Here is a 25,895-nt window from a genome sequence, read left to right on the forward strand (position 1 = left end):
GTTTCTGTAGCAAAATCATTTACAGCCAATCGACTGAAACCCATCCCCACCCTAACCCTCCCCTTGAAAGGGAGGGAATTTACTCGTTATTGTTTGTCAAGGACATTATTCCGGACAGCAGTGTGCCTGGGCAGGAACGACGATTTTGCGGAGATGCAAATAGGCGGGCAATGGGGTTTGCATGAGCCATGCCTCGCCGGCCCCAACCTACAAATTACGTAATCCCCCTCTCACACCCTGTCCAGCGGCAATCTCGTCATCAAAAAATCCAGCAAGGCTGCCACGCGTGGGGGTATGGCTTCCTGTTTATAGAATACCGCCCAGACTGGCTGCATCCAGGGCAGGCTGATATCGGCCAGCACGGGTTTGAGCCTGCCGTGGGCGCGGTCGGCCATGGTCAGGAAGTCGGACAGACAGACGATGCCAGCGCCCTGCACGGCCAGGTGGCGCAGGGTTTCGCCATTGCTGGCACTGACTACAGGGTCTATGACATAGCCCTCATCTTTGACGCCATCCAACTTGGGCAGCGGCCAGGTATTAAGGCTGGGGGGCAGTAAAACCCAGCAACCTGTGCTGTGCCAGGTCAGCCACGGTTTGCGGTTCACCGTGACGTGCGAGGTAGTGCGGTGCAGCGACCGGGCGGATGCGGCTGCTGCCCAAGCGGCGTGCGTGCAGGCTGGAGTCAGTCAAATGGCCTATGCGTATGGCCAGGTCGGCGCGCTCTTCGATGAGATCGACAAAGGTTTCACCACTGACCAGTTCGAGCTTGATAAGGGGATAGGCATCGAGAAAATCGGCTACCAGCGGGGCAAGCAAATGATCCAGCGTGGGGGTGGCGGCGTTCACCCGCACCAGGCCGGATGGTTGTGACAGGCGTGCTGTCAGTTGTTCTTCGGTGTCATCAATATCACAGAGTATCTTCTTGGCCCTTTGCAAGAGCCAGTGGCCTTCTTCTGTTATCTCCAGCTTGCGGGTGGTGCGCGTCATCAGGGTCATGCCGAGCTGCGCTTCCAGGCGAGAAATGCTGCGGCTGATGCCGGATGGCGTTTGCCCCAGGCGCTCGGCAGCGGCTGAGAATGAGCCGGTATCGGCCACTGCGACCAGGGCTTTCATGGTTTCCAGGCTTAGCATTGTTGACTCCGAGTCATAAGTAAAGTGTAGCTTAAGCTATTTTTCTTTGTTCTGCATGGGCCCAGACTGCAGCCTGTTATTCATTTCCCTCATGTATGGAGTCCATATGCCCTTAGCCTTGTGGGCGCTGACACTCAGCGCCTTTGCCATCGGTACGACAGAATTTGTGATTGTCGGCCTTATCCCTACCATCGCCAGCAGCCTGGCGGTGTCTGTTCCTTCTGCCGGTTTGCTGGTCAGCCTGTATGCGCTGGGCGTGGCTGTCGGTGCGCCCGTATTGACAGCACTGACTGGCCGGGTGCCGCGCAAGCAGTTATTGCTGGGCCTGATGGCCTTGTTCACGATTGGTAACCTGGTGGCGTGGATGGCACCCAACTATGCCTCGCTGATGGCGGCACGGGTCTTGACTGGCCTCGCGCATGGGGTGTTCTTTTCGATAGGTTCGACGATAGCCACTGGCCTGGTCGCCAAAGACAAGGCCGCCAGCGCCATTGCGCTGATGTTCAGCGGCCTGACGGTGGCGCTGGTGACGGGCGTGCCACTGGGAACCTTCATCGGCCAGCACCTGGGCTGGCAGGCGACGTTTTTGGCAGTGTCGGCACTGGGCGTGATTGCGTTTATTGGTTGTGCGATCCTGATCCCCTCGACGATTGCCAGCAGCAAGTCAGCCTCTTTATTGACGCAAATGGCGGTACTCAAAAAACCGCGCCTCTTGCTAGTGTATGCGATGACGGCGCTGGGTTATGGCGGCAGCTTTATCGCCTTCACTTACCTGGCACCGATACTGCAAGACATCAGCGGTTTTAGTGCCAATGCGGTGGGCCTGGTGATGCTGGTGTATGGTGTCTCGGTGACCTTTGGCAATATCTGGGGTGGCAAACTCGCCGATAAAAAAGGCCCGGTCGCAGCATTGCAAATCGTGTTCGCCTTACTTGCCCTGGTCTTGCTGGTGCTGACTTTTACTGCACACAATAAATGGCTGGCCTTGCTGACAGTATTGGCCTGGGGCGCGGTAGCCTTTGGTAATGTGCCGGGTTTGCAGGTGTATGTGGTGCAGCGGGCTGAACAGGATGCGCCGCAGGCTATCGACGTCGCATCTGGCTTGAATATCGCTGCCTTCAATGTCGGTATCGCCTTTGGTGCCTGGGCGGGTGGCTTGATCGTCAGCCACATCGGTTTGATGCACACACCCTGGATAGGTGCGCTGGTTGTGGTAGGTGCCTGGGGTCTGACAACGCTGGCAGGCAAGCTGGACAAGGCGGATGGGATAGATTTCGCCACAGGACAAACAAGGGTACTTGCGATGCATTGAGCGTTTTCAGAAAAGCGTCGGTTTTACTCCTCAGTAGCGACCACGTAAGTTGCGCCGGGCATCGCCAACTACGTAGGTTGGGCCGGGCCTCGCTAGGCTACGCCTTATCGGCCCAACACTGGGCATTTGAATGGGCGTATACGTTTGCAAAGGCCGAGTGTTGGGCTGATAAGGCGCAGCCCAACCTACGGGGTCGGCCCAATTTGCGGTCTACCCAATTTACGCCCCCCACCATGCGCGCAGGACACGATTGATGTGCATATAAAAACCTTGGTAGAATTGCGCCTTTCTTTCCTTTGCTACGAACGGGCAAACTTATCCAGCCCCGCCTGTGCAAGCTATCCCCATACAAGCACTTTAATGAACATTTCCAGACTATCTCTGATTATTTTATTGTCCCTCGCCAGCCAGTTGCCTGCGACCAGCATTGCTGCTGGCCCCGCAAACCCTGCCAGCCTGATCGCGCCAAAACAAGTTGTCGCGGGCAAAACCCAGGGAGAATGGTCCAGCGCCTGGTGGCAGTGGGCGCGTTCATTTGATGGTGAAAACAATAGCCCGGTTGCAGACAAAACCGGTGAGTCCTGCCATTTCAAACAGCAAGGTCCTGTCTGGTTTTTGGCTGGCACGTATGGCACGCAAAGAACCATCAGGACTTGCACCGTCCCCAAGGATAAATATCTTTACTTCCCTCTGATTAATTACATGGTCAATTCAGGTGTACCAGGCAAAATCAGTTGTAAGGGCGTCACGGAAGCTGTCAGGGAAGCCATTGATGGCATCCATATGCTGATACTGGAAATTGATGGCGTACGCGCCTCAAAACTTGAAACACACAGACAAGTCAGCCCTGTTTGTTTTGACGCAGGAGCACTTACCGGCGGCAGAGTCAAACTCGACCCCTCTGCTGCTGACGGTTACTATGTCATGCTCAAGCCCTTAAGCCCGGGCAAGCATACGATCAACTTTGGTGGGCGTAGCAACGATATGTCGCAAGCAGTGACATATACATTGATCGTCGAATAAACCCTGGTCTCGCCTATAGTAAAAAACACCCACGATGTGGGTGTTTTTTTAAAGGTGTCTGCCTGCAGAAATTATGCGGACAAGGAATGATGATAATTTCTTTTTTCCAGATCCGCTTTCGCCTTCGCAGAAACAGCGCCAGCTTCTTCACTACGTCCGGCAGCCTGCAATACCTTGGTGATATTGTCGATGTCCCGAATAAACCTGTCCTGGATATCCTTTATAAACACCACCCTGCCAGTTTCAGGCATGGCCCCCAGGAATTTCAATGTTTCATCATGCATGTTCAACTTGGTCTCATAGAAGGCCAGCGCATCATCCATATAAGTGGCGCACACTATAATGTGTGGTGAAACGACCAATTCATCCCAGATGAAATGCACTATTTGCGCGGCGAGTTCAGGGTCGGCATGGTGATAACCCACGAATTTTTCCAGCACGGTTTTTTGCTGATTAAGGCTGGCGCCTATAGCAGCATAGTCATGAAAATAAGTCAGATTGCGTGACTGTTCCAGTGCCTCGATACTGTGTGCAAATTTTTGTTCAAGACGAATTCTGGCTGTCTCATATTCCTGGCCCAGCCGGGCCCATCCAAACAGGCAATATGACAGGCGCACGCCGTACAGCGAAGCATTATCCTCATCCAGCGCATGATCAAAAAACCATTCATAAGATACCAGCGACGTCTCATATTCTTTTGCGGCATGCGCCTCCATCGCCTTTTCAAGAACTTGCTTTGCATGCTGATTATGGTCGTTCATCAAGTGATTTTTCTCTGCCGTTGAGCTGCCATATATGCCTCATGCACATGAGGCCAGCATAAGCTAAATTATCTTCTTCTATTATAAGAACTGCTGCTTCTTTCAGGATCAGGCAAACCCATTAATTTGACTTCGATATTCTTGGCGTCTTGCGGTGGCACTTTGTCGTTGAAGTTTTGCTTCAGGTAAGCCCACATATCTTTTTCCAGCACCTCACATTGCAAGACAGCGCGACTTTTGCGGGTATCCCTGTGGCTATATTCGAGATCATCGACTTCTTGCGATGACTCTCTGTATTCGCGACGCTCCCTGTAAGTTCTATAGCTGGTGCTGACGTTGTCGTTGGCGCGGTCTTTGATGAACTGGTTTCTCGGTATGGTGCAGTTTTCCTTGAAGTTGGTCATCAGGGTGCGGTCTACGCTGACATCGCATTGACTATACCTGTGCTCCAGCACCCAGCAGCTTTTGCCGGTATCGCGGTCTTTTTGCATGGCCGTGATCTTGCGCAGTGTGGCGTCGTTTTTGACTTCGGTCGCGTTGCTGCCTATCTTGGCATTGCAGGGTTGGTCGGTAAATATCGTTTCACCGGAAGGCGTCACACACTTGCGCACCTCGGCCTGCGACAGGCTGGGCCAGGCAAAAACCAGGAAAGACAAACAGGCCAGAAATGTTTTTTTCATAATATATAGTGACGATGAGCAGGTTTTATTGTCTTCCATTAGTCAAAATAGCAACGTGGGCTCGCAAAACAATTGCAGATTATAGCTCAGGCTACAATTGGTTACATTTGAAATCGTAAGGGTATTTGCTTATCTATTTTGTCAAGTAAGGCTGGCAAACCCGGATACTCAGCAATAATCAAGCCGTTTCTCGTCCAGGCTGGCGGCATCAAACCCGCTCGTTGACGCCCGGTTTTTTCTTTGTTAGGATCGCCCCCATATCACTGGAAACAGTGACGTAAGCGTTTACGTTAGCCAACGCGCAAACAAATTTGTCCTGCATTTGCAAGCAGATTTGTCGCGCCATGGATAATGTATATGCGATTACTATTACGACTGCTGTCTCAGCTCCCCCGCAGGTTCTCTGCTTCTCTCCGCATTTTCACGAATGCGCCTCTTGCCACTGCTGTTGGCCTTTTCCTTTGTTTTTTTGTCGGCTTTGCTGATGGTGTACTCGTGCCGTTTTTTGCCCTTTGGGCAGAAAAAGAGGCAGGCATTTCTGCCAGCCACATAGGCTTGCTGCTGGCTTGCTATTCTGGCGGTGAATTGCTGGCCACGCCTTTGGTTGGCGGCATTGCCGACCGTGTCGGGCGCCGCCCGGTCTTGCTGATCTCCACTGCGGGTGTGGGGATGGGCTTTGCGATACTCTACTTTACCCATGGTGTATGGGCATCTGCCCTGGTGCTGATCTTGATAGGGGCGTTTGAAAGCGTCTTGCACCCCACTATCTCTGCCGTCATTGCCGATGCCATACCGGCTGAGCAGCATCGCTATTACTTTTCCATCGCACGCGTCATGTCGAGTGCAGGCCGCGTGGCTGGCCCGGCAGTGGGCTCTGTGCTGGCGCTGTTTTCGCTGGGTGCCGTGTTCCTCGGGTCTGCGTTGGCGACACTCATCAGTACGCTGATCATTGCGCTGTGGCTGCCAGAGACACTGACAAAAGATTCCATTCCCGATGATGAGGATGAAAGTTTGATCGGCATCCTGCCCGCCTTCCGGGATGCGCGTCTCGCGGGTTTGCTGCTGTGGTCCATGTGTTTGCAGATATCGGCGGGCTGGTTAAGTTCAGTCTTGCCATTGTATGCGGTAGATGCAGGCACCCTGACACCTTCGCAGATAGGTTTGCTGTTTACTTATGCGGCGGTACTGACGGTGCTGTTCCAGTTGAAGATCAGCGCTGTTCTCGCGCATGTGTCTAATTTCAGGATGGTGATTGCCAGCGGCTGCGTGCTGGTGGGCGCTTTTATCTGCCTGCTGTTTTCATCCAGCCTGACGGCGCTGGTGCTGGGTCTGAGCTTGCTGTCGCTGTCGCAAATGCTGTTTGGCCCTTTGCTGCCTACCCTGATCATGGAGCTGGCACCTGCGCATGCGCGGGCTACCTATATGGCAGCCGCATCGGTAGCGGCAGACTTGAAAGATACCGTAGGCCCGGCAGCGGGCACATCCCTGTATGCAATTGCCGTACGCCTGCCATGGATGGTGGGGATACCTGTTGCGGTATGCGCGACGCTGGCGCTGGCGTTTAATGTCAGGCGGTGTGGGCGAAGGACGGCCTCGTAGGTTGAGCTGGAGTGTAGGTTGGGCCGGGCCTCGCTAGGCTACGCCTCATCAGCCCAACACTCGGCCTTTGCAAACGTATACATCATTTAAAAGCACAGTGTTGGGCTGGTAAAGCGTAGCCCAACCTACACTCCGGCCAGCCCTGCACCTGGCCCAATCCACGAAAACTAATCAACACGAACCAATACTCACAAAATCAAAACATCATGACCACAAATACCAAACACCACATCGAACGCCTGCACTGGGAAAAACGCCGCAGAACCCTGCGCGTCACCAGCGTCATACGTTTGACACCAAATATGCAGCGCATCACTTTTCAATCAGATGATCTGCATGATTTTGCCAGCCTCGCGCATGATGATCACGTCAAGATCTTGCTGCCAGTTGCCGGTGAAGCAGACAGCTTTGTTACACGCGAATATACGCCGCGATATTTCGACACACAGGCGCGCACGCTGGTGCTGGACTTTGCGTTGCATCAGCATGGGCCAGCCAATGCATGGGCGATGCAGGCAAAACCCGGCGACACACTGATCGTCAGCGGGCCGGGTAAATCCATGGTCGTGGCAGACGACTTTGACTGGTATCTGCTCATCGGCGATGCCACTGCCCTGCCTGCAATCACACGACGCCTTGAACAATTGCGCGCAGGCGCGCATGTCACCAGCATCGTCATGCTTGCAGATGCGGCAGATCAACAGGCTTGTGTGACAGCGGCCAGTTGGCAGACGCAATGGCTGATACGTGATCGCAATACAGGCAATGATGAACAGGCTTTGCTGACAGCAGCCGCTGCTTATACTTTTCCGCCTGGCGATGGTTACATCTGGATAGCTGCCGAAAGACAGGTTGCGCGGGCATTGCGTACTTATCTGGTAGAACAGCGCGGGCAGCCAGAAGCATGGATAAAGTCGTCAAGTTACTGGACACGCGAAGACTGATGTGTGTTGCAAAATGATGCTGGCACCATTTTTTTGCATCTGCATTTGTAAGTTTTCTGTAACAGGGAAATCAATTTGTTTCTTACAAACTTGTCATAAACGCGTTGCGCACTAAACAGGATTTTCTTTTTTGAGGATGGATTAAATGATTGCGGGTTCATTTGTGTATTTGCGGGACGTTTTTTGTCAGCGGTTTAATGAGCATTGTTATTGATCCGTGCCACGTACAGTCGCGCGCATAGTTTGTAGTTTTATTTGAAATTTGCGATGCTCGCTGTATCTTTGCGCAATCTCGGGATGGAATTTTTACTGGCATCAAACTAAACCTATTCCTACTTCTATTATTGTTGATTACTAAATCCCCTCCCCTTCAAGGGGAGGGTTAGGGTGGGGATGGGTTTCGGTTGATTAAGCTGCGATCAAATTTCATAAGACCCCATCCCCATCCCAACCTTTCCCTTGAAGGGGAAGGGAAAAACATGTGCATCTGCATGAAGTTGCGCAATTGTTCAAATCGCGAAAAAACTGGAAAAGTTTCCATTTCCAACACCCATTCCCGTGCATGCCCCAAATGGGATGCTTTCCAAAAACTGACCAATTATGTCAATCGACTGACAAAAAATGAGATGCGCCACAAGAAATTTCGGAGCGATACCACTGGCTGATTGCTTACCTTTTTGTTAGCTATCACCTACCTTTTGGTGATTTGTTTAGTGCCGCCCGCTGGCTTGCAAGTGGCATGCTGATTATGTAGTGTTGCGCTTCGACGGACCAGGAAACCCGTTCCTGGCGTTGCTCTCTTTATAGAATTCATCGCACTACCGGCGCTTCACCTGTCTGCACATGCACAGACATGCAGTACGCAATACAACAGGATGTGGACTACCTGCCACATGCAAATACAAAACGTACCAACCAGGAGTTCTTACGTGAAAAAAATATCCAACCGCATGACGGCCATCTGCCTGGCCTCATCGCTATTATGTTTACAACTGGCAGGCTGTGGTGGGTCCAGCAATGCTGATTCTGCACAGAACGGCGCGGGCGCGACGCCTATGGCTGCGCCACCGCAAGCTGCACCGGCAGAAGCCGCGCTGACACCTGTGACGGCGACTGCCAGTTCTGTTGAACGTGGCGACCTCTCTGCGCTGGCGGCGATAGACCATAACGACAATACGCGATGGAGCAGCGGCTTCACGGATGACCAGTATCTGACCCTGGACTTTGGCAAGACAGAGACCATTACCCGCGTGCGCATACAATGGGAAAACGCCCATGCCACGCAATATCTGTTGCAGGTGTCTGACAATAATAGTGACTGGACGACGATCAAGACCGTCGATAACAGCCAGGGTGGTGTCGAGGACCTGACGGACCTGAATGGCAAGGGCCGCTACCTGCGCGTGAAAGGTATCAAGCGTTCTACCCAGTATGGTTATTCCATCATAGAGATACAAGCTTTCTCAGGCACAGCGGTTACACAACCGGGCACAGATCCAACCCAGCCTGGCCAGCCCAGCCAACCCGGCAACCCTGGGCAGATCGATTTGAGCAAACCTGGTGTTGCCGTCAAGCCTGTCGCAGCGACTTCTTCTGCAGTAGAAAACCAGGCCATGTCAGCCGCCATGGCAATCGATGGCAAAGCCAATACGCGCTGGGGCAGCACCTCAGAAGACGGTGCATGGATACAGTTTGACTTTGGCAGCAAGACACCCGTTGGCTATATGAAGCTGGTATGGGAAAACGCCTATGGCAAGGAATATGCACTGCGCGTATCCGACGATGGCCAGACCTGGACGCAACTGCGTTATGTCAGTGGTGGCAAAGGCGGTACGGAAGAATTCTTTAACCTCGGTGCGAATGCCCGCTACATACGCCTGCAAGGCGTGGCCCGCGCTACCCAGTATGGTTACTCGCTGTTTGAAGTTGAATTCAAGTCACCAGGCAGCGACAACACCCTGCCAGATGCAGCGACCACCGCCTTGAAATTTCCAGCCAGCGGCAGCGGCTGGGCACCTTTGCCTGCCGCCGCAGAACCGCTGGAAAGCCTGCAATTTACCCTGCCTGACGGCACCCTGGTCACGCGCTTTGGTGCACGCGGCCTGGCACGTCATGGCCGTGAACGTGGTGAAGAGTGGAATGAAATTGGCTACGGCCCAAATGAAACTGTCGATGCTGTCACCGGCCTGCCAGTTGATAAGGGCCCGGGTAATTACCTGACCTTTGTACCGCAATACTTCAAGAACCGCACCTGGGGTTTTGAGATCATTGACAATAGCCGCGTGGCTGGTGTGACCAAGCCAACACTGACCGTCAATCAATACAATACCGTCGATTTCTTGCCGGGTGGCGTGGCCTTCTTCCGTGGTTTTGACCGCGTTGGCGTGACCGGTTATGGCTGGATGAATCCGGGTGAACTGGTCGATCGCAATGTCGCCATCTGCAAACCTGTACCCTACCCTGCCAACAACAAACTCAGCAGCCCTGATGGCGTAAATGGTGCCTGTACCTTGCGCGTGAAAGATTATCCTGGGCATAGCGACCTCGATGCAAACGGCTTCCCGAATGGCAAGAACATCCCGGCACGTCCACTCGTCGTGGGTGACATCATTGAAGTCTCGCCATCGATGTTCTCCACGCCTGAAGGTATGGCTGCCAAGGGTGACAATGGCGGTGTACGTTATTACTCAGCCGAATGGATTTATGTGGTCGGCTCTGGTCTCAAGCCATGGTATGGCGTGCAGCCACGCTTGAACTCGGTGCCTCTGCCGGAGGATACTTTGTCGGGTGGCCAGGGTTCGGTCTCCTACAATTATTCTGACAATGGTCTGTTCATGTTCCAGCAGCCACACAATAATGCGGGTATGCAAAACATACAGCGCTTTGTTGAAGGTCGCCGCCTGGTGCATACCAACTTTACGACCGGTGACCATAATGAGAATGGTAATGACCGTTACCAGCAAGCCGTAGGTTTGCAGGGGCCGCGTTTCAACCAGTCTGCCTGTATTGCCTGCCACGTCAATAATGGCCGCAGCCCTGCGCCTACCGCCATCAACCAGCGTTTGGACAGCATGTCGGTGCGCGTAGCAGCCACCAATGCAGCAGGCCAGCAATTGCCGCATCCGCAATATGGCACGGTAGTACAGATGAATGCCTTCTCCAGCAGTGGCGTGCCGCAAAACTGGGGTACCAATGTCAACGTCGCCGGATTTGAAACCCGCACGACCAAGCTGGCCGATGGCACCACGGTAGAATTGCGCAAACCGACACTGGCATTTGAAGGTGCCGTACCAACCGTGTATTCGCTGCGCGCTGCACAGCCTATGATAGGCATGGGTTTGCTCGAAGCCATACCTGAAACAGACATCCTGTCCCGCGTGCGCTCTGCACCCGATGCTGATGGTGTCGTCGGTATTGCCAACTATGTGTTTGAACCAGAGACCGGTGCAGTACGCGTAGGCCGCTTTGGCTGGAAGGCATCCAAGGCAAGCCTGCGTCATCAGACTGCGGCTGCGCTGTTGCAAGACATGGCCGTCACTTCACCAAGCTACCCTAACCGTAGCTGTACAACGGACCCGGCTGGCTGTGCTGCTGCACCTGCGCAAAAAGGTATCACCGAAGCTGACCTGCAATCCATCACCCGCTACCTGGGTCTGGTGGCCGTGCCTGCACAACGCAGCATTGCCAGTGGCTTCCCCAAAGGTGTCGCACCTATGGATGAGCATGTCGTCAATCCTCAACAAGTCAGTGCCGGTGCCAAGGTGTTCCAGAACATGCGTTGTTCAGCATGTCACACGGTAGAGATGAAAACTGGTAATGGCCATTTGCTGGCTGAATTGCGCAACCAGACCATCAAGCCATACACAGACTTGCTGCTGCATGACATGGGCACAGGTCTGGCCGACAAGCTGGTAGAAGGCCAGGCCCAGGGCAATATGTGGCGCACTTCGCCACTGTGGGGCATAGGCTATACAGAGAAAGTCATGGGCAATAACAGCAAGGTCGGCTACCTGCACGATGGCCGCGCCCGCAACCTGACCGAAGCCATACTCTGGCACGGTGGTGAAGCAGACAAGGCACGCCAGCGTTTTGAAGGCTTGTCTAAAGCAGACCGCGATGCAGTACTGGCTTTCCTGAAGTCTTTGTAATCACCTGGCACTAAAAGCAACGGCTGCTGAACAGATACATGTTCAACAGCCGTTTTTTTATGCGTGCTACATTCAACACGCTTGGCAAGTCTGATGCATATCAGATGAATTACCGTCTGCTAAAATTTGTCTTTCTCTACATACCCAGCTTCTTTTAGCATCCTTAGAAGCTCCTCATTCAAAACCTCGTCCCTCATTCCCTGTGTTTTGCCAGGTCCTTTCCAGTGCCAGATAAGCTGCCCCGCCAAGCCATCAACATTGATAAACTCCAGCCTGAAAATCTGCGAAAGACGAAAATTGGTAAGTGCAGGATCTTGTTCAATCAATTCTCGAAAAATGGCACAGGGCAATTTTCCGTTGTAAATTTCTTCAAGCATGCTCAGCTCAATCAAAAAAGTTAAGTCGATTCTTTAGCTGCTTGAGTATCACATATATCCATGTATATTTGTAAATGAACATCTGCACTCTCAGCCAAATGTGAAGGCAAACGCACCTGCCCCGGCATCGAGAAAGCGGATTTCAAACGTGGCTTCCCTGACCTTGCCAGACTGGCGCACCAACTGGTAAAGGCGGGCATCGCTGATGATGCCATTGCCTTCTGCATCGGTATCTGAACCATGGTCCGCACCGGGTGCATCGCCATCTATCCTGACCTGAAAACGCACAGGCATGCCATCGGCGCGTGGGCCCAGCACCAGGTGCAGGTCACGAGCTTTAAAGCGATACACTATGCTGCCGCCTACCTGGTTGAGGTTGGCACGTTCTGCACCCACCGTCCAGTTGCCTGCCAGGCTCCATTCATTGAGTTGCGGCATGTTCTCGGCGTAGCTGGCGTAGTCATGGGCCGCATCTTTTTTCAAACCACTGCGCGAGATAAAGTTTGATGCCTGGGCATAACCAACATAGGTTTCGCCTGAACGCAGGTTGGCCATATCCGGCCCCGCCTGTTCGGCACTGGCCGCCAGTTTTAAAGCTGTCGATGGCATAGGCTGCGCCATTGCAGGTCTGGCCCTGGAATTGCCCGCTTCCGCAAGTAAAGACTGGATGATGTTCTCGGCCTTGTCGTAATTGCCTTCACCGGCAATGCGTGCCCTGATCTGACCTTGCGCATCAACGAAATAAAAGACTGGCCAGGCATTGTTGCGAAACGCCTTCCAGATGCGATGCTCGCTATCCACTGCGACCGGATAATCAATCTTGAAGCGGCTGATCGCTTTCTGGATATTCGTGCTGTCTTTTTCAAAATCAAAGTCGGGTGTGTGTACACCTATCACGACCAGACCCTGGTCACGGTATTTCTCTGCCCAGGCACGCACATGCGGCAAGGTGCGTATGCAGTTGATACAGGAATAATTCCAGAAATCAACCAGCACCACCTTGCCGCGCAACTGCGTCATATCCAGCGGTGCAGAATTCAACCAGGCCGATGCACCTGTCAAGGCAGGCATTTGCCCCAGCACAGGCAAATCGCTGGCGCGTGCACTACCCAGGGCTTGCTGAGCTTGTCGGGTTTTATCCCTGGCCTCGTCAGCGGCAGACCTGTTGCTGAACATAGTAATACCAAGAGCAAGCATGACGAGCGCAGCACCAGCCAGGCAGCGATGATGGCCTTGTTGAAACAGAGATTTGATGAAAAGCAGCATGGTCTATCCTTTTTACTTTGTTGCGGGGGCATGTCAGGTTTGATGAAGCTGTATTGCACCATTGCGCCATTGTCCCGCTGATCACATCAGGCCAGCGTGACACTCACGTCGATATTGCCGCGGCTCATCTTGGAGTAAGGGCAAATCTGATGGGCCGCCGCGATCAGCTCCTGCCCCACATCGCCAGGCAAACCCGGCAGACTCACCTTGAGGCGTGCCTGCAAGAAAAAGCCACCATCCCCGGTACCCAGATCGACCTCGGCATCAACCGCAGTGCCCGCAGGCAGTACGATATTTTTTTCTTTCGCTGCCCGGCCCATCGCACCGATGAAACAGGCTGACCAGCCTGCCGCAAAAAGCTGCTCAGGATTAGTGCCCGTGCCATGGCTGCCAGGTGGCGATAATTTGATATCGAGACGACCATCGTCGCTTTTTGCTTCGCCATCGCGGCCACCGCTAGTGTGGGTTTTGCCTGTATAGAGTACGGTTTCTATCTTGCTCATGATGATTCCTTTAGTATGATATTGATCGTCGAAAAAATTGAATGCGCCACCATTACAGATGGTCAGCGCTGATCACAGCATCAGCAAAGGCGCGAGGTGCCTCTTGTGGCAGGTTGTGGCCTATACCACCGCTGATCAGCACATGCCTGTATTTGCCGGTAAAGCGTTTTGCATAAGTGGCAGGATCAGGGTGAGGTGCACCATTGGCATCGCCTTCCATCGTGATGCTTGGTACCGTGATGGCAGGGAAGCTGGCGAGTTTTGCTTCCAGCGCTTCATATTTCGCTTCGCCATTCGCCAGACCCAGGCGCCAGCGATAATTGTGGACAGTGATAGCGACATGGTCAGGGTTGTCCAGTGCCACGGCGCTGCGGTCAAAAGTGGCATCGTCAAAGCGCCATTGTGGTGATGCGGTTTGCCAGATCAGCTTGGCGAAATCGTGGCGGTTCTTGTCGTAACCTGCGCGGCCACGCTCGGTGGCGAAATAGAACTGATACCACCATTGCAGCTCGGCCTTGGGTGGCAAGGCTTGCTTGCCCGCCTCCTGGCTGCCGATCAGATAACCGCTGACAGCAACCAGCGCCTTGACGCGCTCAGGCCACAGCGCAGCAACAATACCTGCCGTGCGCGCACCCCAGTCATAACCGGCAAGCACAGCTTTGTCTATCTTCAGCGCATCCATCAATGCCACGACATCAGAGGCGAGCGCCGCTGGCTCACCATTGCGTAAGGCATTGGGGTCGAGAAAGCGGGTCGTGCCATAGCCACGCAGATGCGGGACGATGACGCGATAACCTGCCTTGGTCAGCATAGGCACGACATCAACAAAGCTGTTGATGTCGTAAGGCCAACCGTGCAGCAAAATCACTACCTGGCCATTTGCCGGACCTTCTTCGACATAACCGACATTGAGATCACCGGCATTGACTTGCTTGATGGCAGTGAAACTAGGCAAAGTCTGGCTGGGCAAGGCCTGGCTGGCCTTTGCAGCGATACCCGGTACCGCGCTGACGGACTGTGCCAGGGTTGTTGCTGGCAGCATGAATTGCACACCGGCCACAGCCAGTGTGGCGACGGCAAGAACAAGGCGGCGCTTGCCGCCTGCGCGAATGCCCTGATCGCTCAGATTGATTTGATTGCTGTCGGTGAGATGGCTAATTCGAGCGGCGCGCTTCAGATTTTGGTGCATTTGCTTACTCCTGTGATGGTGGTCTGGTCTTCAGTTTGGTTTTCAGCTTCAAGTAGAAGATAAAGTCGCAACTTTATCTCCTGGTAAATTCAGTAATTTAGTTATCGTCATAATGATTATGAAGCGAAATATATACCACTACAAAACAGTTTTCAAGTACGATAATCATTATTACGATAATTATTTTTGTGAGAATATGAAATGAGCAACAAATTGGGCAACAAATCCAGAGCTGACAAAAACACGGCAAAGCTGGGGGATTTCATGTGCTTTGCCATCTACTCCACCAACCTCGCCTATTCCCGCGTCTATAAACCCGTGCTGGAGCAACTGGGCCTGACTTACCCGCAATACGTCACCATCATCTGCCTGTGGGAAGAGGACGGTCAGACCGTCAAGGCATTGAGCGAAAAACTGTTCCTCGAACCAAGCACCATGACCCCGATGCTGAAACGCCTTGAAGCCATGGGTTATGTGAGCCGCGAGCGCGACAGCGAAGACGAACGCAGCGTGCTCGTGTCACTGACCGACGCGGGACGCGAACTGAGAGAAAAAGCATTTGACTACCGCGAAGTGACGGCCAAAGCCGCTGGCCTCGCGCCGGAAGAATTTCGCGTGCTGCAAAAAGCCATCGTCAATTTGCGCACCAACCTCATGGATGCTTACCGGCTGAACGAATAGGCAGTTAGCATTCGCCGTGCAGACTGCCATTCTGCATGCGCGGCAAGACTGCTGTATAGTTTTTCACTCGCTAATTGAAGAAAATTCGTGAGGAGAAATATATGACTAGCCTGGCTGGAAAAACCGCAGTGATCACCGGCGCAGGACGCGGCTTGGGTGCCGCGCTGGCGATCTCTTTGGCAGAGGCGGGCTGTAAAGTGATTTTATGTGGCCGCAAACTTGCACAACTAGCCGACACCGCCAGCACCATACAAAGCCTGGGACATGAAATGCCAGCATGTGTAGAAACCGATCTGGCCGATATCCACAGCGTGCAGGCCACCATCGACACGCTGAGCAAATCGCACACCCACATCGACCTGCTCATCAACAACGGCACCATGTGGCTGGAAGCCAGAGACCACGCCTACACAGCAGCCGAAGTACTGGGCGTCATCAATTCTGCCGTCACCGGCACCTTCCTGCTGACGCAGGGCCTGTTGCCATTACTGCGATTATCAAGTGGCGCAGACATCCTCACCATAGGCTCCATCAGCGGCTTGCCAAATGCAAGGATGCAAACCGTCTCCGTCCCCTTCTACGCCGCCAAACGCGCCCAGGCCGGCCTCGCAGACGGCTTCCGGCAAATGCTGGCAGGCACCCCCATCCGCTCCATCAGCTTACATCCACCTTACCTCGATGACGTAGCACCGCAGCAGCCAGAATGGCACGCCGTGCAAGACCGCCAGGAAGGCGAACGTGCGACCAGTAAGGACGTGGTAGATGCCGTCTTGTTCGCGCTGACCCGGCCACGGCATATTACTTTGCAGGTGATACTGGATGCGGATGAGGGTGGGGTGTTTGGGTGAGATTAGCTTGTATCTATTGGTGAGAGACGTTATGAAATAAAGTGCTCATGTCAAAAAGCATAGGGCCTGAAAGCTCAACACAGAGTCACAGAGAAATGCACTAGAATGATGGAAATGTATGCTGCTATATACCACCATGTTTGAGGTATTTTTTTTGGGGGGCGGGCAAGCTTGTGTACGATTACGCTGAGCTAATCGTACCTACTCTGGCTCACACCAATTTCGTTTTTATTTCGGACAACCGTCAAGTGGCGCGCGTGCCGATGGATCGACCATTTTAATCAAAGTGGTAACCGCCTCTTTTTCACTCAGTCCTTGTGCAGATACCAAGCCTAACGCAGCTTTGGCCGATGGTTCAATGGTGGCGGATGAAAACCGGCCGCTGCATACCAGCCAAAAAATCACTTCACGCGCTTCTCCTATGGTGCCGACGCCATTCTTTGAAATGCTAGTCCCAAGTTCATAGAGCTGCCCTTCTGTCATACCGACGTAACCCCCGGTCAATTGCAGAGCAGATTGCATACGGCGTTGATCACCAGCCCCTTGCATTGCAACAACCACAATAATGACTACAAGGCCGACAACGACGATTCCTAACCACTTTAATATTTTCACGCTAAGTCTCTTTCAAAAAATAGATACGATTAAATTACAGCTGTGCGACTCGCAACGGTCAAATAGTCCAAAAGGGACGTGGGTACGATTAGATTCTATGGTTCCCGTCAAGTTTTTATCGAGATGAGATCAGAATTAAAATCAACGCCGTTCTTGATCAAGCTAAAAGCAATCCGCAGTATTTTACGTGCGATGATCATAATGGTGGCCGTTGATGGCCAGCCAAGCTGACGGTAATGTTGGTACACAGGTGCCCATACCTTTGATTTTGCTGCCGCCATACCAGCGTTAAATAGCAAGCGGCGCCCTTCAGCAGGGCCTCGCTTGGACAACCTCCTGCGTCCACGCTTTTGGCCAGAGTCACACGGACGTGGGTCCATACCGACAAATGCAACGACAGCATCACTGTTTGTGAAGCGAACGCGGTCAAACAGATTGGCCAGCCAGGAACTCGTTAATAGTCCGACTCCTGCAATGGATTGCAAGCGGCAGACTTGTTCATCACGCTTGGGAATATCCTTATTCAATCTGGCAATGTCCTGATCGATTTGCTTGAGTAATTCTGTGAAGCTGTCTAAAAGCCTGGCTGACTTCACTTTCAGTGATGGTGCTCCATCACAGGTCAGACGCAAAGCCGTCTTTAGAGAAACAATTTTAGCCCGGCGTTTAAGCAGTTCATCCATCGTGCGTTGCTCCGGCGTAGCTGGTTCATAGCGACGCAGTTCCTTGATTTCATGGGCCAGATAACGTGCAATGAGCATGGCATCGACGTTGTCAGTCTTGGCTCGCGCCCCAACCCCTTTCGCATAATGACGGGTATCTTTAGGATTGAGCACATAAACATGCAGGCCCATCTGGAAAGCCAGGTCGGCCAGCATCTGGTGATAGGTGCCAGTTGCTTCCATCGCAATAGACGAGCCAGGTGGCAGTTGTTTCAGGAATTTCTTTAAAGCAGCTAATTCATTAGGAACAGCACGCACTGGGAAACTGCTTTCAGAGCAGGCGATAACGACCTCAGATTTCGCCACATCAACACCTATGCATAACGGGGATTGCATGATTGCCTCCTTATCGTTAAAGTGAGAATGTTGGGGTGGCCACTTCTTCACGTTAGCTTGCACATATCGGCGGTATTGGTTGGCAGGCCTATTGACCGCTGGATTCCTCATCGACGTTGAAGAGGTGGGGTGGGAGAGTTCTAATCGGGTCTGTCAGCGAAAACTGCAGATGCGCAGCGTTGTCCCTCCACCCCGACGCTTTCTAGTTTCCCAGAAATCGTCACTTATAACCATACAAGCGCAAGCGTAATCGTACGCATGTTGCAGACTTCCACTTGCTTCTGCAAGCATGGCTTCTTTGCGATTACCAGTCAAGAATAAACCATGTTCATCTTGAGATGGACCGAAGATAACCATGCGATGTGCTTGATATCTTTTCTTTTGGGGACACGGATTTGTACGATTACGCTTCGCTAATCGTACCTACGCGGGCTTCTGCACCTTGCGAATTTCCTCACTATTTTTGCTCTACAAAGTCGAGTGATATTTCGCTCAGATAAGGCTGTGCCTGGATCACTGCGGGCAGGCTGGATTTGATTTTTTGTTCGCCAAGTATGGCCTTGGGTGCATTTTTATCAGTACGTAGCTGGAAGCGGAAATGCGGCGTGCAGTCGCCGGATGGTTTTGAAAAAGCACCGTCATTGAAGCTGGTGACGTGGCCGCCGTAATCCCAGCCAAAACCATACAGTGTAAATGGCTTGCCGTTCTGTTTTTCTACTGCCTGGATGGAATCAAGTATCTTCAAGCCCTGATAAGTCCACTGGCTTTTCTCAATATTGATATTGACGGAAACAAGGCGGGTCATTGCGTCATCATCAAAGTACACTTCTACCCTGTAGGGCTTCATGAGGTTTTGGGGATAAAGCACCAGTACTTTTTGAGTTGCCCCTTCCGCACCATCCACTTCCTGTACCGTGGTGTTTCCTGGATAGCGTTTCTTCAGGCTTTGTGCGGTGTCGCCTTTCTTTACCGGATTCTGGCAGGAGAGCGCCAGGTCAGCGGGGGCAGCAGGTTTATCCGCTGCATAAGCACAAGGTGAACTGGCCAGCACGGCGGCTGCGCATAAAAAAACGACTGGTTTCAACGAAGAATTCATGACGCTCATTTCTCGAAATCTGGCATGCGAAAAGTAAATGGATGATATGCCTGTTTCGGGTTTATGTGAACCAGACTAAAGTTCAGGTCGCTGGCTTCATATTGCGGCAGAGCACAGGAGAGAACTCTCTGTGCTGAGACATGCTTGGGCAGTCTGCTTTACTCCTCTCGCTTTATTGTTGCGCATGGTCTTGCGCTGGCGGGCTGAATGGTGCTTCAGCTCTGCTGCCACTGGCAGTGATGCATCGCAGATTGCCCTGACTGGAAAGGCAGGTGACTTCCATGTGATCGCAAAACTCAACATAAGCTAGTCAGATTTCCTGAAAAAGTGATGAAAAACAGTCGCACATGTTGTATTTTGAATAATTTAAGTGCATTTATGCTAATAATAGATGCATTTATGATAATCTGCATTTCGTCAGCAATTTTTAGACACCTTTATAGCGTTCGTCGCGTTTGTCGCTTGCCTCCTGTTCTTGATCAACGCCCTTAACTTAAAAATTTCGTTGAACAATTTAGTTAAACAATCTTCGTCACCGCTACATTTGTACCGGCTTGCACGAATACCATCCTGAGACTACATCACATGAAAATTCAGCGTTTGATCGGTAACGGGGCGCCCTTGCTGGCGGCTCTATTCTTTGCGCCGCAAGTCGCGCATGCCTATTTTGAAGATCTCTGTGTCTCCACGAAAGACCGCAAGATCGTCGCTTGCGTGGAGCCGCGTGCGGCGTGTGCAAAAACGCCGTCTGAAGGAAAAGCTTGTCCGGTGCAGCTTGAGCAGGCGGTAAAGCAAATTGCTGCGCCGGTTCCCGCCAGAAGCATGATCCATTCAGATGCCACCTACTTTTTGGCGCAGGCACTGGGCTATAGGGCCGATGTAGCGTATTGGATTGTTGCTTACAATGAAGTGGCAGACTACACCCAATATGCACCCATTGACCAGTGCGGCGTGCAGGCGTCTGCCAGCAACTCTGGCCAGTCTTATATCACGGCCAAATTTAATGGCTTTCAGCGCATCAATAACACGACCGATGGCCCCTTGTATCACTACGTGCTGCCGTTTTCCCCGAACGGTGCAGGCACGGACGTGCATGGTGCCGGCGGCATCCAGGCGGTCTATCCATTTCATTTCCCTGCACCCGGCTATCCGCTCGTGATTGACGACGTTTATGAGGGTTCGCTGTCCAATCTGCGGCAATGGGCCATGCAACCAGATGAAGAACCTGGCTTGCTGTGCGCGGCTGGCTTGACGGTGCCAAATGGTGCTTCGAATTTCAGTGGCCGCACGTGCAGAACCGGGATCACCGTGCAAGGAACCGTGCCGGTGATTACACAGTCACAGAACGGTGTTCAGGTCAGCTTTAACTCGGGGCCTAAAATTCTCGACAATAGCAATGGTGATGTCAGTTACCGCGAACTGGGCCAATGGCTAAAGGATAAATCCCGTACAACCGGTGTCTTGTGGAAAGATCCGGCCATGCCGCCGGTTCCGGTGCAACTTGCCCGCATCGGCTTGTATATCCACAGCATGCAGGACACGGCTTCGCATTCGACTTACTGTGGTGACGATGCCCCGTCTCCTCCTGGCGGCACCGATGTCGGTAGCTATATGAAACTGGATGGCAATAATCTGCAACTCATCTTTGGCGCGACCTGTGCCACGGCGCCGCACATCGCCGGGCATACCGAAGAAACCGCGACCGGCGATGCCCCCTTGCCCCTGCGTAATTACTCAGCACTCAATATGACATTGAACGAGCTGATTATTTTTGGTAATACAGTTGCCAAAGCCAGGGGATGGATCGTCAACCCAGACCTGCTGCCTCCCGATGTCGTTGGCGGCAAGAATGCCATGGGGCAAAGTGCCGCCGATCTGCAGGCCAGGCTCGTCGGCACCATCACCCAGGGTCAGCAATGGACACGCGGCGAAGTTTACAAGTCCGGCCTGGTGACATTGCCATTGCAGGAGCTTTCCACTTTGATCCGGCTGCACGTCATGAACGCCGCGCTGATGTCGTACTCCGACTATGTGCAAAAGCAAACCACGGCCCCTGGCCGCTTCACGCCATTCGAGCTGATGCCCGGCAATGCGAAAAACCCGCAAGATACCAGTGCATGTTTTAAATAGGATAGGGTTTGCAAAAAATTGCCAAAACAAGGCTATCGCTGTAGGGAACCCTCTCTTGCCGGAGAGGGTTCCAAGTTTGGCAAACAAGAGCTAGTCTGAAAACACTGACTATGCCCCCAAGACAAAGAACGTGTCTTGCTTCTATCCCCATCATTTCACCTCTGACAGGATTCATCATGAGCAACGCAGCATCAACACCAGACGCCAGCCAGTTCAGCCTGCAACTGCCACAACTCAGCCTTCCCGATTCAGGCAATGCCGAAGAAGAGTATGCGTATTCGCTGGGCATTCAAGCCTACGTCTTTGGCTTTCCCTGGATTTACAACACGCAACTGCGCTGGCTGTGGGCCAGCGAAGCTGGCAGGCATTTTTCAGAAAAGCATGGGCTGCCTGACCTGTATGCGCCTATCAATACTTTTCATCACGCAGCCGTGCTGGCTAGCCCGGCGGCACAAACGGGTGGCGCGCCCAATACCGATACGCTGTATTCCACCGCCTGGCTGGACATAGCCGAAGACCCCATCGTTATCTCGGTGCCGGCAGTCAGCGACCGGTATTTCGTGATCGAAATGGTATGTATGGATGCCGACAACTTCGCCTATGTAGGTACGTACGCCACAGGTACAGAAGCAGGCAACTACCTGATTGCACCACACCACTGGAACGGCACGGTGCCAGATGGTGTGGCAGACATCTTGCCACGCTCGCGCACTGATACCGTATTCCTGTTGGGGCGCACCGGAGTCAACGACAGCAGCACGGCCGAAGTTCAAGCCGCCAATGAGGTCCAGCAACAATACATTTTGACGCCGCTGGCAGACTGGCCCAATGCGCCCACGCCGTATAAAAAACCTGTGATGATACCCTGGGGTGTCGATTACAACCATACCGCAGGGGCATGGCACACCATGAACGAAGCGATGACACAAAACCCACCCGGTTTGCCGCCGGGGATCAATCAGCAGCAATTGCTGAGGCTCTTTGCCACGATCAACATTGGTCCGAACCAGCATGTAGAGAAGCAATCCGAAGCCACCCGCATCGGTCTTCAGCGGGCAGCGAGAGACGGGCTGGCCTTGCTGAAAAAATTCAGCAAGAGTCGTGGGAAAACGGTGAATAACTGGACGTATCCACCGCAGGACGTTGGCCGCGCCGGGCAAAACAGCGACTTTATTACACGGGCAGCGGTGCAATCGCTGTCAGGCATCTGCGCCAACGACCCTGACGAAGCCGTGTATATCAACACCAGCATAGACAGCAAGGGCAATGAATTGAATGGTTCCAATTGCTATCGCATGACTTTTTCGGCAGATAATTTCCCGTCGTTCAACGCAGACATGCACGGCTTCTGGTCGGTCACCTTGTATAACTCGACTTACAACCTTTGCCCTGGCTCAAGCAATTATTCCATCAACGGCTACTACCCAGAATTTTCGACAACCGATGCCGAGGGCGGCATGAGCATCGTGATCCAAAGCGACAAGCCCGACAGCTTGCCTGCAGGAAGTTATTGGTTGCAGTCGCCCAGTGACGAAAGTTTCTTTTTGATTTTACGGGTCTATGTACCCGGCCCTACAGTCAGCTTCACGCAAACCTATAGCCCGCCAGCGCTTGTTCTTGCAAGCTGATTGAATCCTTATGGAAAAATGGCTCTGCCACTGGACAGGCCCCGTTGATAAGCGCAGAAAGACGCAGAAAGACAAAGACGGGGTCACCACTGACCTCCAGTAGTCAAGTAATCAAGCAACACAATTAGATCGCCACGATCATTCCCCTTGGCTGCTACATGAATAATTTTTCAGTCCCCCTATTTTCCCGCATCCAGATACCCAAAGACCGCACGCCGTACCCGTCTGCGTAAATTCACTGCACTCGTCTCGATATGTGAACCGGCACGCACCCCCGCTGCATCGACCATGCCCTTGATGATGCCCATTAAATCGGCCATGACTTCTGCATCGTTTGCACCTTCTGGCATATCGGCCTGAGAGAGTATGTCGTGCACGGTTTTGCGCAGGCGGGTGGACTGGCGTTTGAGGTCTGCGGCGACGGGCAGGCGCAGTTCTTCTGCGTCGAGTATTTTTGCCAGCGCCGGTCTTTTTAGTTGGTGGATGATGGCGACATCGATCAAGTCTTCCAACGCCTTGCGGCCACCCTGTTCCAGATCTATTTTTTCGGCATCTTCAACCAGTGCGGTGGTTTGTTCCAGTATCAGCGCCCTGCTGATGGCGTCTTTTGAGGGGAAGTACTGGTACAGCGAACCTATGCTGACGCCAGCCTTTCTTGCTACGGCATTGGTGGAGCAGGCACTGAGGCCTTCAGTTTCGAGAATGTGAGCAGCAGCTTGCAATATGGCTTCTACAGTGGCCACAGAGCGGGCTTGTGTGGGGCTTTTACGAGGGGCCAGCGGGGTGGCGGCCTTCTTGATGGGTTTGGTCATGAATGCGAGTTTTCAATATGAGCGATAGCTCATATTATATATCTACCTTAACGAACACGAATTAATCATGAAAACCTTAAACAAAACGGAATTCAAAAATGGATACGACCCGCAATTGCTCGACAAAACCGTGATTGCAGTGCGCGAAGCGGCTGACCTGCTGCTACAGCGTTTCAAGCCAGATGCACGTCCCGCTGACTTGCCGCAACTGCTGACGATGATAGAAGACAATGACGTTGCCGTCACAGCGCAATTGCGTGAATCTTTACTGACCCTGCGCCCTGGTGCGCAATGGCTGGACGATGAAAAATCCAGCGGCCCCCTGCCTGCTGGCGAATGGTGGGTGGCTGACCCGGCAGAAGGCAATGTCAACCATATCCACGGCACGACTGAATGGGTAGTGACGGCAACGCTGGTACGTGACAATGTGCCGGTGCTGACGGTGGTTGCTGAACCGCTGGCGGCAAAGCTGTATACGGCAGTGCGCGGTGGCGGTGCTTATCTGAACGGCCAGCCTCTGCATGTATCACAAAAACCCACTCTGGCAGCGGCCCTGGTCAGCACTGGTCAGGCGACGCCCGGTGAAGGCAAGCTGGCTTACAGCAAGATAGGCCAGTCTGTCACGGCCATGCTGGAACATGCGCTGCTGGTGCGCATGGCTGTACCTGCCACCATGCAACTGGTACAGGTCGCCAGCGGACAACTCGATGCATTCTGGCAGCACGGCAATGTCTTGTCTGGCCTCGTCAGCGGTGCCTTGCTGGTGACTGAAGCCGGTGGACTGGTGACAGACTGGACAGGCCAGCCCTGGACTTTATCCAGCCCCAATTTTATTGCCAGCGCACCTGTGATGAATGGCCAGTTGGTCAACGTTTTGAAAAACATATAAACAGAATATCAATAGGACTTAGGTAACACAGCCCCAAAGCTTGCAGCTTACCGGAGGTTCCAATTCGTCATACCCGCGCAGGCGGGTATCCATGCCTGATCGGCCTTGCCTGCCTTACTGCCTGTGCGGTTGATCAACGATGGATTCCCGCTAAAAGCCTGCGGGAATGACGGTTTGGGGCGCGCTACATAGCTTGCGCTCATCGTGCTCATTGCCATCCATGCATGGTTGAGGCAAAAACCGTCAAGGCCAATTTTACGTATGTCCTAATCAATAAGAGAAAAGAGAATGATCATGAAAGAATACGCAGTCGTCGGTGCCAGCAGCGGCACAGGTTTGGCCATCACCCGTTTGCTGGCCAGCCAGGGTCACACAGTACGTGCCATAGCACGCAAGCCACCCGCAGCAACAGAATTTATCAAGCCTGTTGTTGCCGATGTGGGCAAGCCGGACGCCATAGCCGCAGCACTGGCAGGTGAGCTGGAGGCAGTGTTTTTTACGGTGGATATTCACAAGGCATTTGCATCAAAACAGCTGATACGCTCGGTGATGTTTGATGGTTTCGTGAATGTACTGAATGGTATACAGCGTCACGCAAAACCACCACGCATTATCCTGCTCTCGGTCATGGGGCCGGGCAAATCATCACTGACCTGGCATTTGCTGAACCTGGCCAAGCGCGGCATGCAAAAAAATATCGTGGACAGGGAACAGGCACTTTTGGATAGCGGCCTGCCGTATGTGATACTGCGTGCGCCGCGCCTGGTTGATGTACTGGAAAATGGCATTGAAACGACCAGGCCAGCAACAGCCGCCATGCTGTCTGCCCAGGCGAATCATCGTCTCGACATGAAGCGCACGATAGCAAGACCTGACCTGGCCGCTGCCATGGTTGCGGCGGCAAGCTCAGCACCTGAGGATAGTGTATGGGATGTATATGGTAATGATGCCGGGCCGGTGCCTGTATGGCTGGAATGGCGTTAAATAAAGGACTACTTATTATTTTTCCCGGTGCAACCTACAATGCGAATCTGACAGCCGCCATGATTGCGGCAGCTACAGGCATATCAAATTCAGGCAATGGCCCTGCGCGTGAGATTATCAATGGTAAGCAGACAGATCATGCATATATCCTTTGTTCTGTGGAACTTTCTCGGCTAAAAATGGCCTGAAGCAGACCGTCCGTAAAGTAGTCACTACGGGCA

General features: G+C 52.9%; 26 protein-coding genes. 13 read left to right on the plus strand and 13 right to left on the minus strand.

Going from position 1 to position 25,895, the window contains the following annotated elements; genetic code table 11:
• Positions 1–230 precede the first annotated feature (230 nt).
• Both UNDYM_RS31420 and UNDYM_RS21555 read right to left on the minus strand, forming a co-directional pair.
• On the minus strand, positions 231–605 hold the full coding sequence (locus UNDYM_RS31420) for a LysR substrate-binding domain-containing protein (RefSeq protein ID WP_370529359.1): 375 nt from the start codon (positions 603–605) through the stop codon (positions 231–233).
• Positions 538–1,131, minus strand: a complete 594-nt coding sequence (locus tag UNDYM_RS21555; RefSeq protein WP_370529360.1) for a LysR family transcriptional regulator — start codon at positions 1,129–1,131, stop codon at positions 538–540. The genes UNDYM_RS31420 and UNDYM_RS21555 overlap by 68 nt, the downstream gene beginning before the upstream one ends.
• Positions 1,132–1,237: 106 nt before the next feature.
• Here UNDYM_RS21555 and UNDYM_RS21560 point away from each other — a divergent pair, with 106 nt between their 5' ends.
• Together UNDYM_RS21560 and UNDYM_RS21565 are read left to right on the plus strand one after the other, a co-directional pair.
• Positions 1,238–2,443: an MFS transporter gene (locus tag UNDYM_RS21560; RefSeq protein WP_162042896.1), complete on the plus strand. Its 1,206-nt coding sequence runs from the start codon at positions 1,238–1,240 to the stop codon at positions 2,441–2,443.
• Positions 2,444–2,803: 360 nt separating this feature from the next.
• Positions 2,804–3,466, plus strand: coding sequence for a hypothetical protein (locus UNDYM_RS21565; protein WP_162042897.1), 663 nt, complete (start codon positions 2,804–2,806; stop codon positions 3,464–3,466).
• 71 nt (positions 3,467–3,537) lie between these two features.
• On the opposite strand, the gene UNDYM_RS21570 is transcribed toward UNDYM_RS21565, so the two are convergent.
• Both UNDYM_RS21570 and UNDYM_RS21575 read right to left on the minus strand, forming a co-directional pair.
• Positions 3,538–4,227, minus strand: a complete 690-nt coding sequence (locus tag UNDYM_RS21570) for a hypothetical protein (RefSeq protein WP_162042898.1) — start codon at positions 4,225–4,227, stop codon at positions 3,538–3,540.
• A gap of 68 nt (positions 4,228–4,295) precedes the next feature.
• Positions 4,296–4,907, minus strand: a complete 612-nt coding sequence (locus UNDYM_RS21575) for a DUF4124 domain-containing protein (RefSeq protein ID WP_162042899.1) — start codon at positions 4,905–4,907, stop codon at positions 4,296–4,298.
• Positions 4,908–5,264: 357 nt separating this feature from the next.
• On the opposite strand from UNDYM_RS21575, the gene UNDYM_RS21580 reads away from it, so the two are divergent.
• The 3 genes from UNDYM_RS21580 (at position 5,265) to UNDYM_RS21590 (ending at position 11,598) form a co-directional block, all read left to right on the plus strand.
• Positions 5,265–6,506, plus strand: a complete 1,242-nt coding sequence (locus tag UNDYM_RS21580; RefSeq protein WP_255456496.1) for an MFS transporter — start codon at positions 5,265–5,267, stop codon at positions 6,504–6,506.
• Between the two features lie 206 nt (positions 6,507–6,712).
• Positions 6,713–7,450, plus strand: a complete 738-nt coding sequence (locus UNDYM_RS21585) for a siderophore-interacting protein (protein ID WP_162042902.1) — start codon at positions 6,713–6,715, stop codon at positions 7,448–7,450.
• 950 nt (positions 7,451–8,400) lie between these two features.
• Complete coding sequence (locus UNDYM_RS21590) at positions 8,401–11,598, plus strand: di-heme oxidoredictase family protein (RefSeq protein WP_162044736.1); 3,198 nt, start codon at positions 8,401–8,403, stop codon at positions 11,596–11,598.
• Between the two features lie 119 nt (positions 11,599–11,717).
• Here the strand turns inward: UNDYM_RS21590 and UNDYM_RS21595 are convergent, their stop codons facing one another.
• The 4 genes from UNDYM_RS21595 to UNDYM_RS21610 form a co-directional block, all read right to left on the minus strand.
• The gene (locus UNDYM_RS21595; protein ID WP_162042904.1) at positions 11,718–11,975 is read right to left on the minus strand and encodes a hypothetical protein; all 258 of its coding nucleotides are present in this window, start codon (positions 11,973–11,975) and stop codon (positions 11,718–11,720) included.
• Between the two features lie 90 nt (positions 11,976–12,065).
• Complete coding sequence (locus tag UNDYM_RS21600; RefSeq protein WP_162042906.1) at positions 12,066–13,241, minus strand: thioredoxin family protein; 1,176 nt, start codon at positions 13,239–13,241, stop codon at positions 12,066–12,068.
• An 86-nt stretch (positions 13,242–13,327) separates the two neighbouring features.
• On the minus strand, positions 13,328–13,744 hold the full coding sequence (locus tag UNDYM_RS21605) for an organic hydroperoxide resistance protein (protein WP_162042908.1): 417 nt from the start codon (positions 13,742–13,744) through the stop codon (positions 13,328–13,330).
• Between the two features lie 52 nt (positions 13,745–13,796).
• Entirely contained in the window at positions 13,797–14,870 is a 1,074-nt protein-coding gene (locus UNDYM_RS21610; RefSeq protein ID WP_370529490.1) for an alpha/beta fold hydrolase, read from the minus strand.
• A gap of 264 nt (positions 14,871–15,134) precedes the next feature.
• Here UNDYM_RS21610 and UNDYM_RS21615 point away from each other — a divergent pair, with 264 nt between their 5' ends.
• The gene (locus UNDYM_RS21615; RefSeq protein WP_162042910.1) at positions 15,135–15,614 is read left to right on the plus strand and encodes a MarR family winged helix-turn-helix transcriptional regulator; all 480 of its coding nucleotides are present in this window, start codon (positions 15,135–15,137) and stop codon (positions 15,612–15,614) included.
• A 101-nt stretch (positions 15,615–15,715) separates the two neighbouring features.
• Complete coding sequence (locus UNDYM_RS21620) at positions 15,716–16,462, plus strand: SDR family oxidoreductase (protein WP_162042911.1); 747 nt, start codon at positions 15,716–15,718, stop codon at positions 16,460–16,462.
• 228 nt (positions 16,463–16,690) lie between these two features.
• Here the strand turns inward: UNDYM_RS21620 and UNDYM_RS21625 are convergent, their stop codons facing one another.
• The 3 genes from UNDYM_RS21625 to UNDYM_RS21635 form a co-directional block, all read right to left on the minus strand.
• On the minus strand, positions 16,691–17,077 hold the full coding sequence (locus UNDYM_RS21625; protein ID WP_162042913.1) for a phage tail length tape measure family protein: 387 nt from the start codon (positions 17,075–17,077) through the stop codon (positions 16,691–16,693).
• A gap of 107 nt (positions 17,078–17,184) precedes the next feature.
• Positions 17,185–18,135, minus strand: coding sequence for an IS110 family transposase (locus UNDYM_RS21630; protein WP_162042713.1), 951 nt, complete (start codon positions 18,133–18,135; stop codon positions 17,185–17,187).
• A 457-nt stretch (positions 18,136–18,592) separates the two neighbouring features.
• Positions 18,593–19,231 (minus strand): hypothetical protein, encoded by a 639-nt coding sequence (locus tag UNDYM_RS21635; RefSeq protein WP_162042915.1) that lies wholly within the window; start codon positions 19,229–19,231, stop codon positions 18,593–18,595.
• A gap of 130 nt (positions 19,232–19,361) precedes the next feature.
• On the opposite strand from UNDYM_RS21635, the gene UNDYM_RS21640 reads away from it, so the two are divergent.
• The 3 genes from UNDYM_RS21640 to UNDYM_RS21650 all read left to right on the plus strand — a co-directional run bounded on the left by UNDYM_RS21640 (position 19,362) and on the right by UNDYM_RS21650 (position 22,989).
• Positions 19,362–19,541: a hypothetical protein gene (locus UNDYM_RS21640; protein ID WP_162042916.1), complete on the plus strand. Its 180-nt coding sequence runs from the start codon at positions 19,362–19,364 to the stop codon at positions 19,539–19,541.
• A 275-nt stretch (positions 19,542–19,816) separates the two neighbouring features.
• Positions 19,817–21,361, plus strand: a complete 1,545-nt coding sequence (locus tag UNDYM_RS21645; protein ID WP_162042918.1) for a hypothetical protein — start codon at positions 19,817–19,819, stop codon at positions 21,359–21,361.
• A 176-nt stretch (positions 21,362–21,537) separates the two neighbouring features.
• Positions 21,538–22,989: a DUF1254 domain-containing protein gene (locus UNDYM_RS21650; RefSeq protein ID WP_162042920.1), complete on the plus strand. Its 1,452-nt coding sequence runs from the start codon at positions 21,538–21,540 to the stop codon at positions 22,987–22,989.
• A gap of 179 nt (positions 22,990–23,168) precedes the next feature.
• Here UNDYM_RS21650 and UNDYM_RS21655 read toward each other — a convergent pair whose 3' ends face one another.
• Positions 23,169–23,801 carry a TetR/AcrR family transcriptional regulator gene (locus UNDYM_RS21655; protein WP_162042922.1) on the minus strand — a complete coding sequence of 211 codons (633 nt, stop codon included), beginning with the start codon at positions 23,799–23,801 and terminating at the stop codon, positions 23,169–23,171.
• A gap of 67 nt (positions 23,802–23,868) precedes the next feature.
• Here UNDYM_RS21655 and UNDYM_RS21660 point away from each other — a divergent pair, with 67 nt between their 5' ends.
• Complete coding sequence (locus UNDYM_RS21660) at positions 23,869–24,690, plus strand: inositol monophosphatase family protein (protein ID WP_162042923.1); 822 nt, start codon at positions 23,869–23,871, stop codon at positions 24,688–24,690.
• A gap of 47 nt (positions 24,691–24,737) precedes the next feature.
• Here the strand turns inward: UNDYM_RS21660 and UNDYM_RS21665 are convergent, their stop codons facing one another.
• On the minus strand, positions 24,738–24,902 hold the full coding sequence (locus UNDYM_RS21665) for a hypothetical protein (protein ID WP_162042925.1): 165 nt from the start codon (positions 24,900–24,902) through the stop codon (positions 24,738–24,740).
• Between the two features lie 82 nt (positions 24,903–24,984).
• On the opposite strand from UNDYM_RS21665, the gene UNDYM_RS21670 reads away from it, so the two are divergent.
• Both UNDYM_RS21670 and UNDYM_RS21675 read left to right on the plus strand, forming a co-directional pair.
• On the plus strand, positions 24,985–25,674 hold the full coding sequence (locus UNDYM_RS21670) for an NAD(P)H-binding protein (RefSeq protein WP_162042926.1): 690 nt from the start codon (positions 24,985–24,987) through the stop codon (positions 25,672–25,674).
• Entirely contained in the window at positions 25,656–25,862 is a 207-nt protein-coding gene (locus UNDYM_RS21675) for a hypothetical protein (protein ID WP_162042928.1), read from the plus strand. Before UNDYM_RS21670 ends, UNDYM_RS21675 begins: the two co-directional genes overlap by 19 nt.
• Positions 25,863–25,895: the final 33 nt, after the last annotated feature.

It is taken from the genome of Undibacterium sp. YM2, from assembly GCF_009937975.1.
Classification (GTDB): Bacteria; Pseudomonadota; Gammaproteobacteria; order Burkholderiales; family Burkholderiaceae_D; genus Undibacterium.

Excerpts from the sequence above, each read along its gene's own strand:
- UNDYM_RS21555 (WP_370529360.1), bottom strand. The coding sequence starts at position 1,131 with ATGCTAAGCCTGGAAACCATGAAAGCCCTGGTCGCAGTGGCCGATACC.
- UNDYM_RS21560 (WP_162042896.1), top strand. The coding sequence starts at position 1,238 with ATGCCCTTAGCCTTGTGGGCGCTGACACTCAGCGCCTTTGCCATCGGT.
- UNDYM_RS21565 (WP_162042897.1), top strand. The coding sequence starts at position 2,804 with ATGAACATTTCCAGACTATCTCTGATTATTTTATTGTCCCTCGCCAGC.
- UNDYM_RS21570 (WP_162042898.1), bottom strand. The coding sequence starts at position 4,227 with ATGAACGACCATAATCAGCATGCAAAGCAAGTTCTTGAAAAGGCGATG.
- UNDYM_RS21575 (WP_162042899.1), bottom strand. The coding sequence starts at position 4,907 with ATGAAAAAAACATTTCTGGCCTGTTTGTCTTTCCTGGTTTTTGCCTGG.
- UNDYM_RS21580 (WP_255456496.1), top strand. The coding sequence starts at position 5,265 with ATGCGATTACTATTACGACTGCTGTCTCAGCTCCCCCGCAGGTTCTCT.
- UNDYM_RS21585 (WP_162042902.1), top strand. The coding sequence starts at position 6,713 with ATGACCACAAATACCAAACACCACATCGAACGCCTGCACTGGGAAAAA.
- UNDYM_RS21590 (WP_162044736.1), top strand. The coding sequence starts at position 8,401 with ATGACGGCCATCTGCCTGGCCTCATCGCTATTATGTTTACAACTGGCA.
- UNDYM_RS21595 (WP_162042904.1), bottom strand. The coding sequence starts at position 11,975 with ATGCTTGAAGAAATTTACAACGGAAAATTGCCCTGTGCCATTTTTCGA.
- UNDYM_RS21600 (WP_162042906.1), bottom strand. The coding sequence starts at position 13,241 with ATGCTGCTTTTCATCAAATCTCTGTTTCAACAAGGCCATCATCGCTGC.
- UNDYM_RS21605 (WP_162042908.1), bottom strand. The coding sequence starts at position 13,744 with ATGAGCAAGATAGAAACCGTACTCTATACAGGCAAAACCCACACTAGC.
- UNDYM_RS21615 (WP_162042910.1), top strand. The coding sequence starts at position 15,135 with ATGAGCAACAAATTGGGCAACAAATCCAGAGCTGACAAAAACACGGCA.
- UNDYM_RS21620 (WP_162042911.1), top strand. The coding sequence starts at position 15,716 with ATGACTAGCCTGGCTGGAAAAACCGCAGTGATCACCGGCGCAGGACGC.
- UNDYM_RS21630 (WP_162042713.1), bottom strand. The coding sequence starts at position 18,135 with ATGCAATCCCCGTTATGCATAGGTGTTGATGTGGCGAAATCTGAGGTC.
- UNDYM_RS21635 (WP_162042915.1), bottom strand. The coding sequence starts at position 19,231 with ATGAATTCTTCGTTGAAACCAGTCGTTTTTTTATGCGCAGCCGCCGTG.
- UNDYM_RS21645 (WP_162042918.1), top strand. The coding sequence starts at position 19,817 with ATGAAAATTCAGCGTTTGATCGGTAACGGGGCGCCCTTGCTGGCGGCT.
- UNDYM_RS21650 (WP_162042920.1), top strand. The coding sequence starts at position 21,538 with ATGAGCAACGCAGCATCAACACCAGACGCCAGCCAGTTCAGCCTGCAA.
- UNDYM_RS21655 (WP_162042922.1), bottom strand. The coding sequence starts at position 23,801 with ATGACCAAACCCATCAAGAAGGCCGCCACCCCGCTGGCCCCTCGTAAA.
- UNDYM_RS21660 (WP_162042923.1), top strand. The coding sequence starts at position 23,869 with ATGAAAACCTTAAACAAAACGGAATTCAAAAATGGATACGACCCGCAA.
- UNDYM_RS21665 (WP_162042925.1), bottom strand. The coding sequence starts at position 24,902 with ATGAGCACGATGAGCGCAAGCTATGTAGCGCGCCCCAAACCGTCATTC.
- UNDYM_RS21670 (WP_162042926.1), top strand. The coding sequence starts at position 24,985 with ATGAAAGAATACGCAGTCGTCGGTGCCAGCAGCGGCACAGGTTTGGCC.
- UNDYM_RS21675 (WP_162042928.1), top strand. The coding sequence starts at position 25,656 with ATGGCTGGAATGGCGTTAAATAAAGGACTACTTATTATTTTTCCCGGT.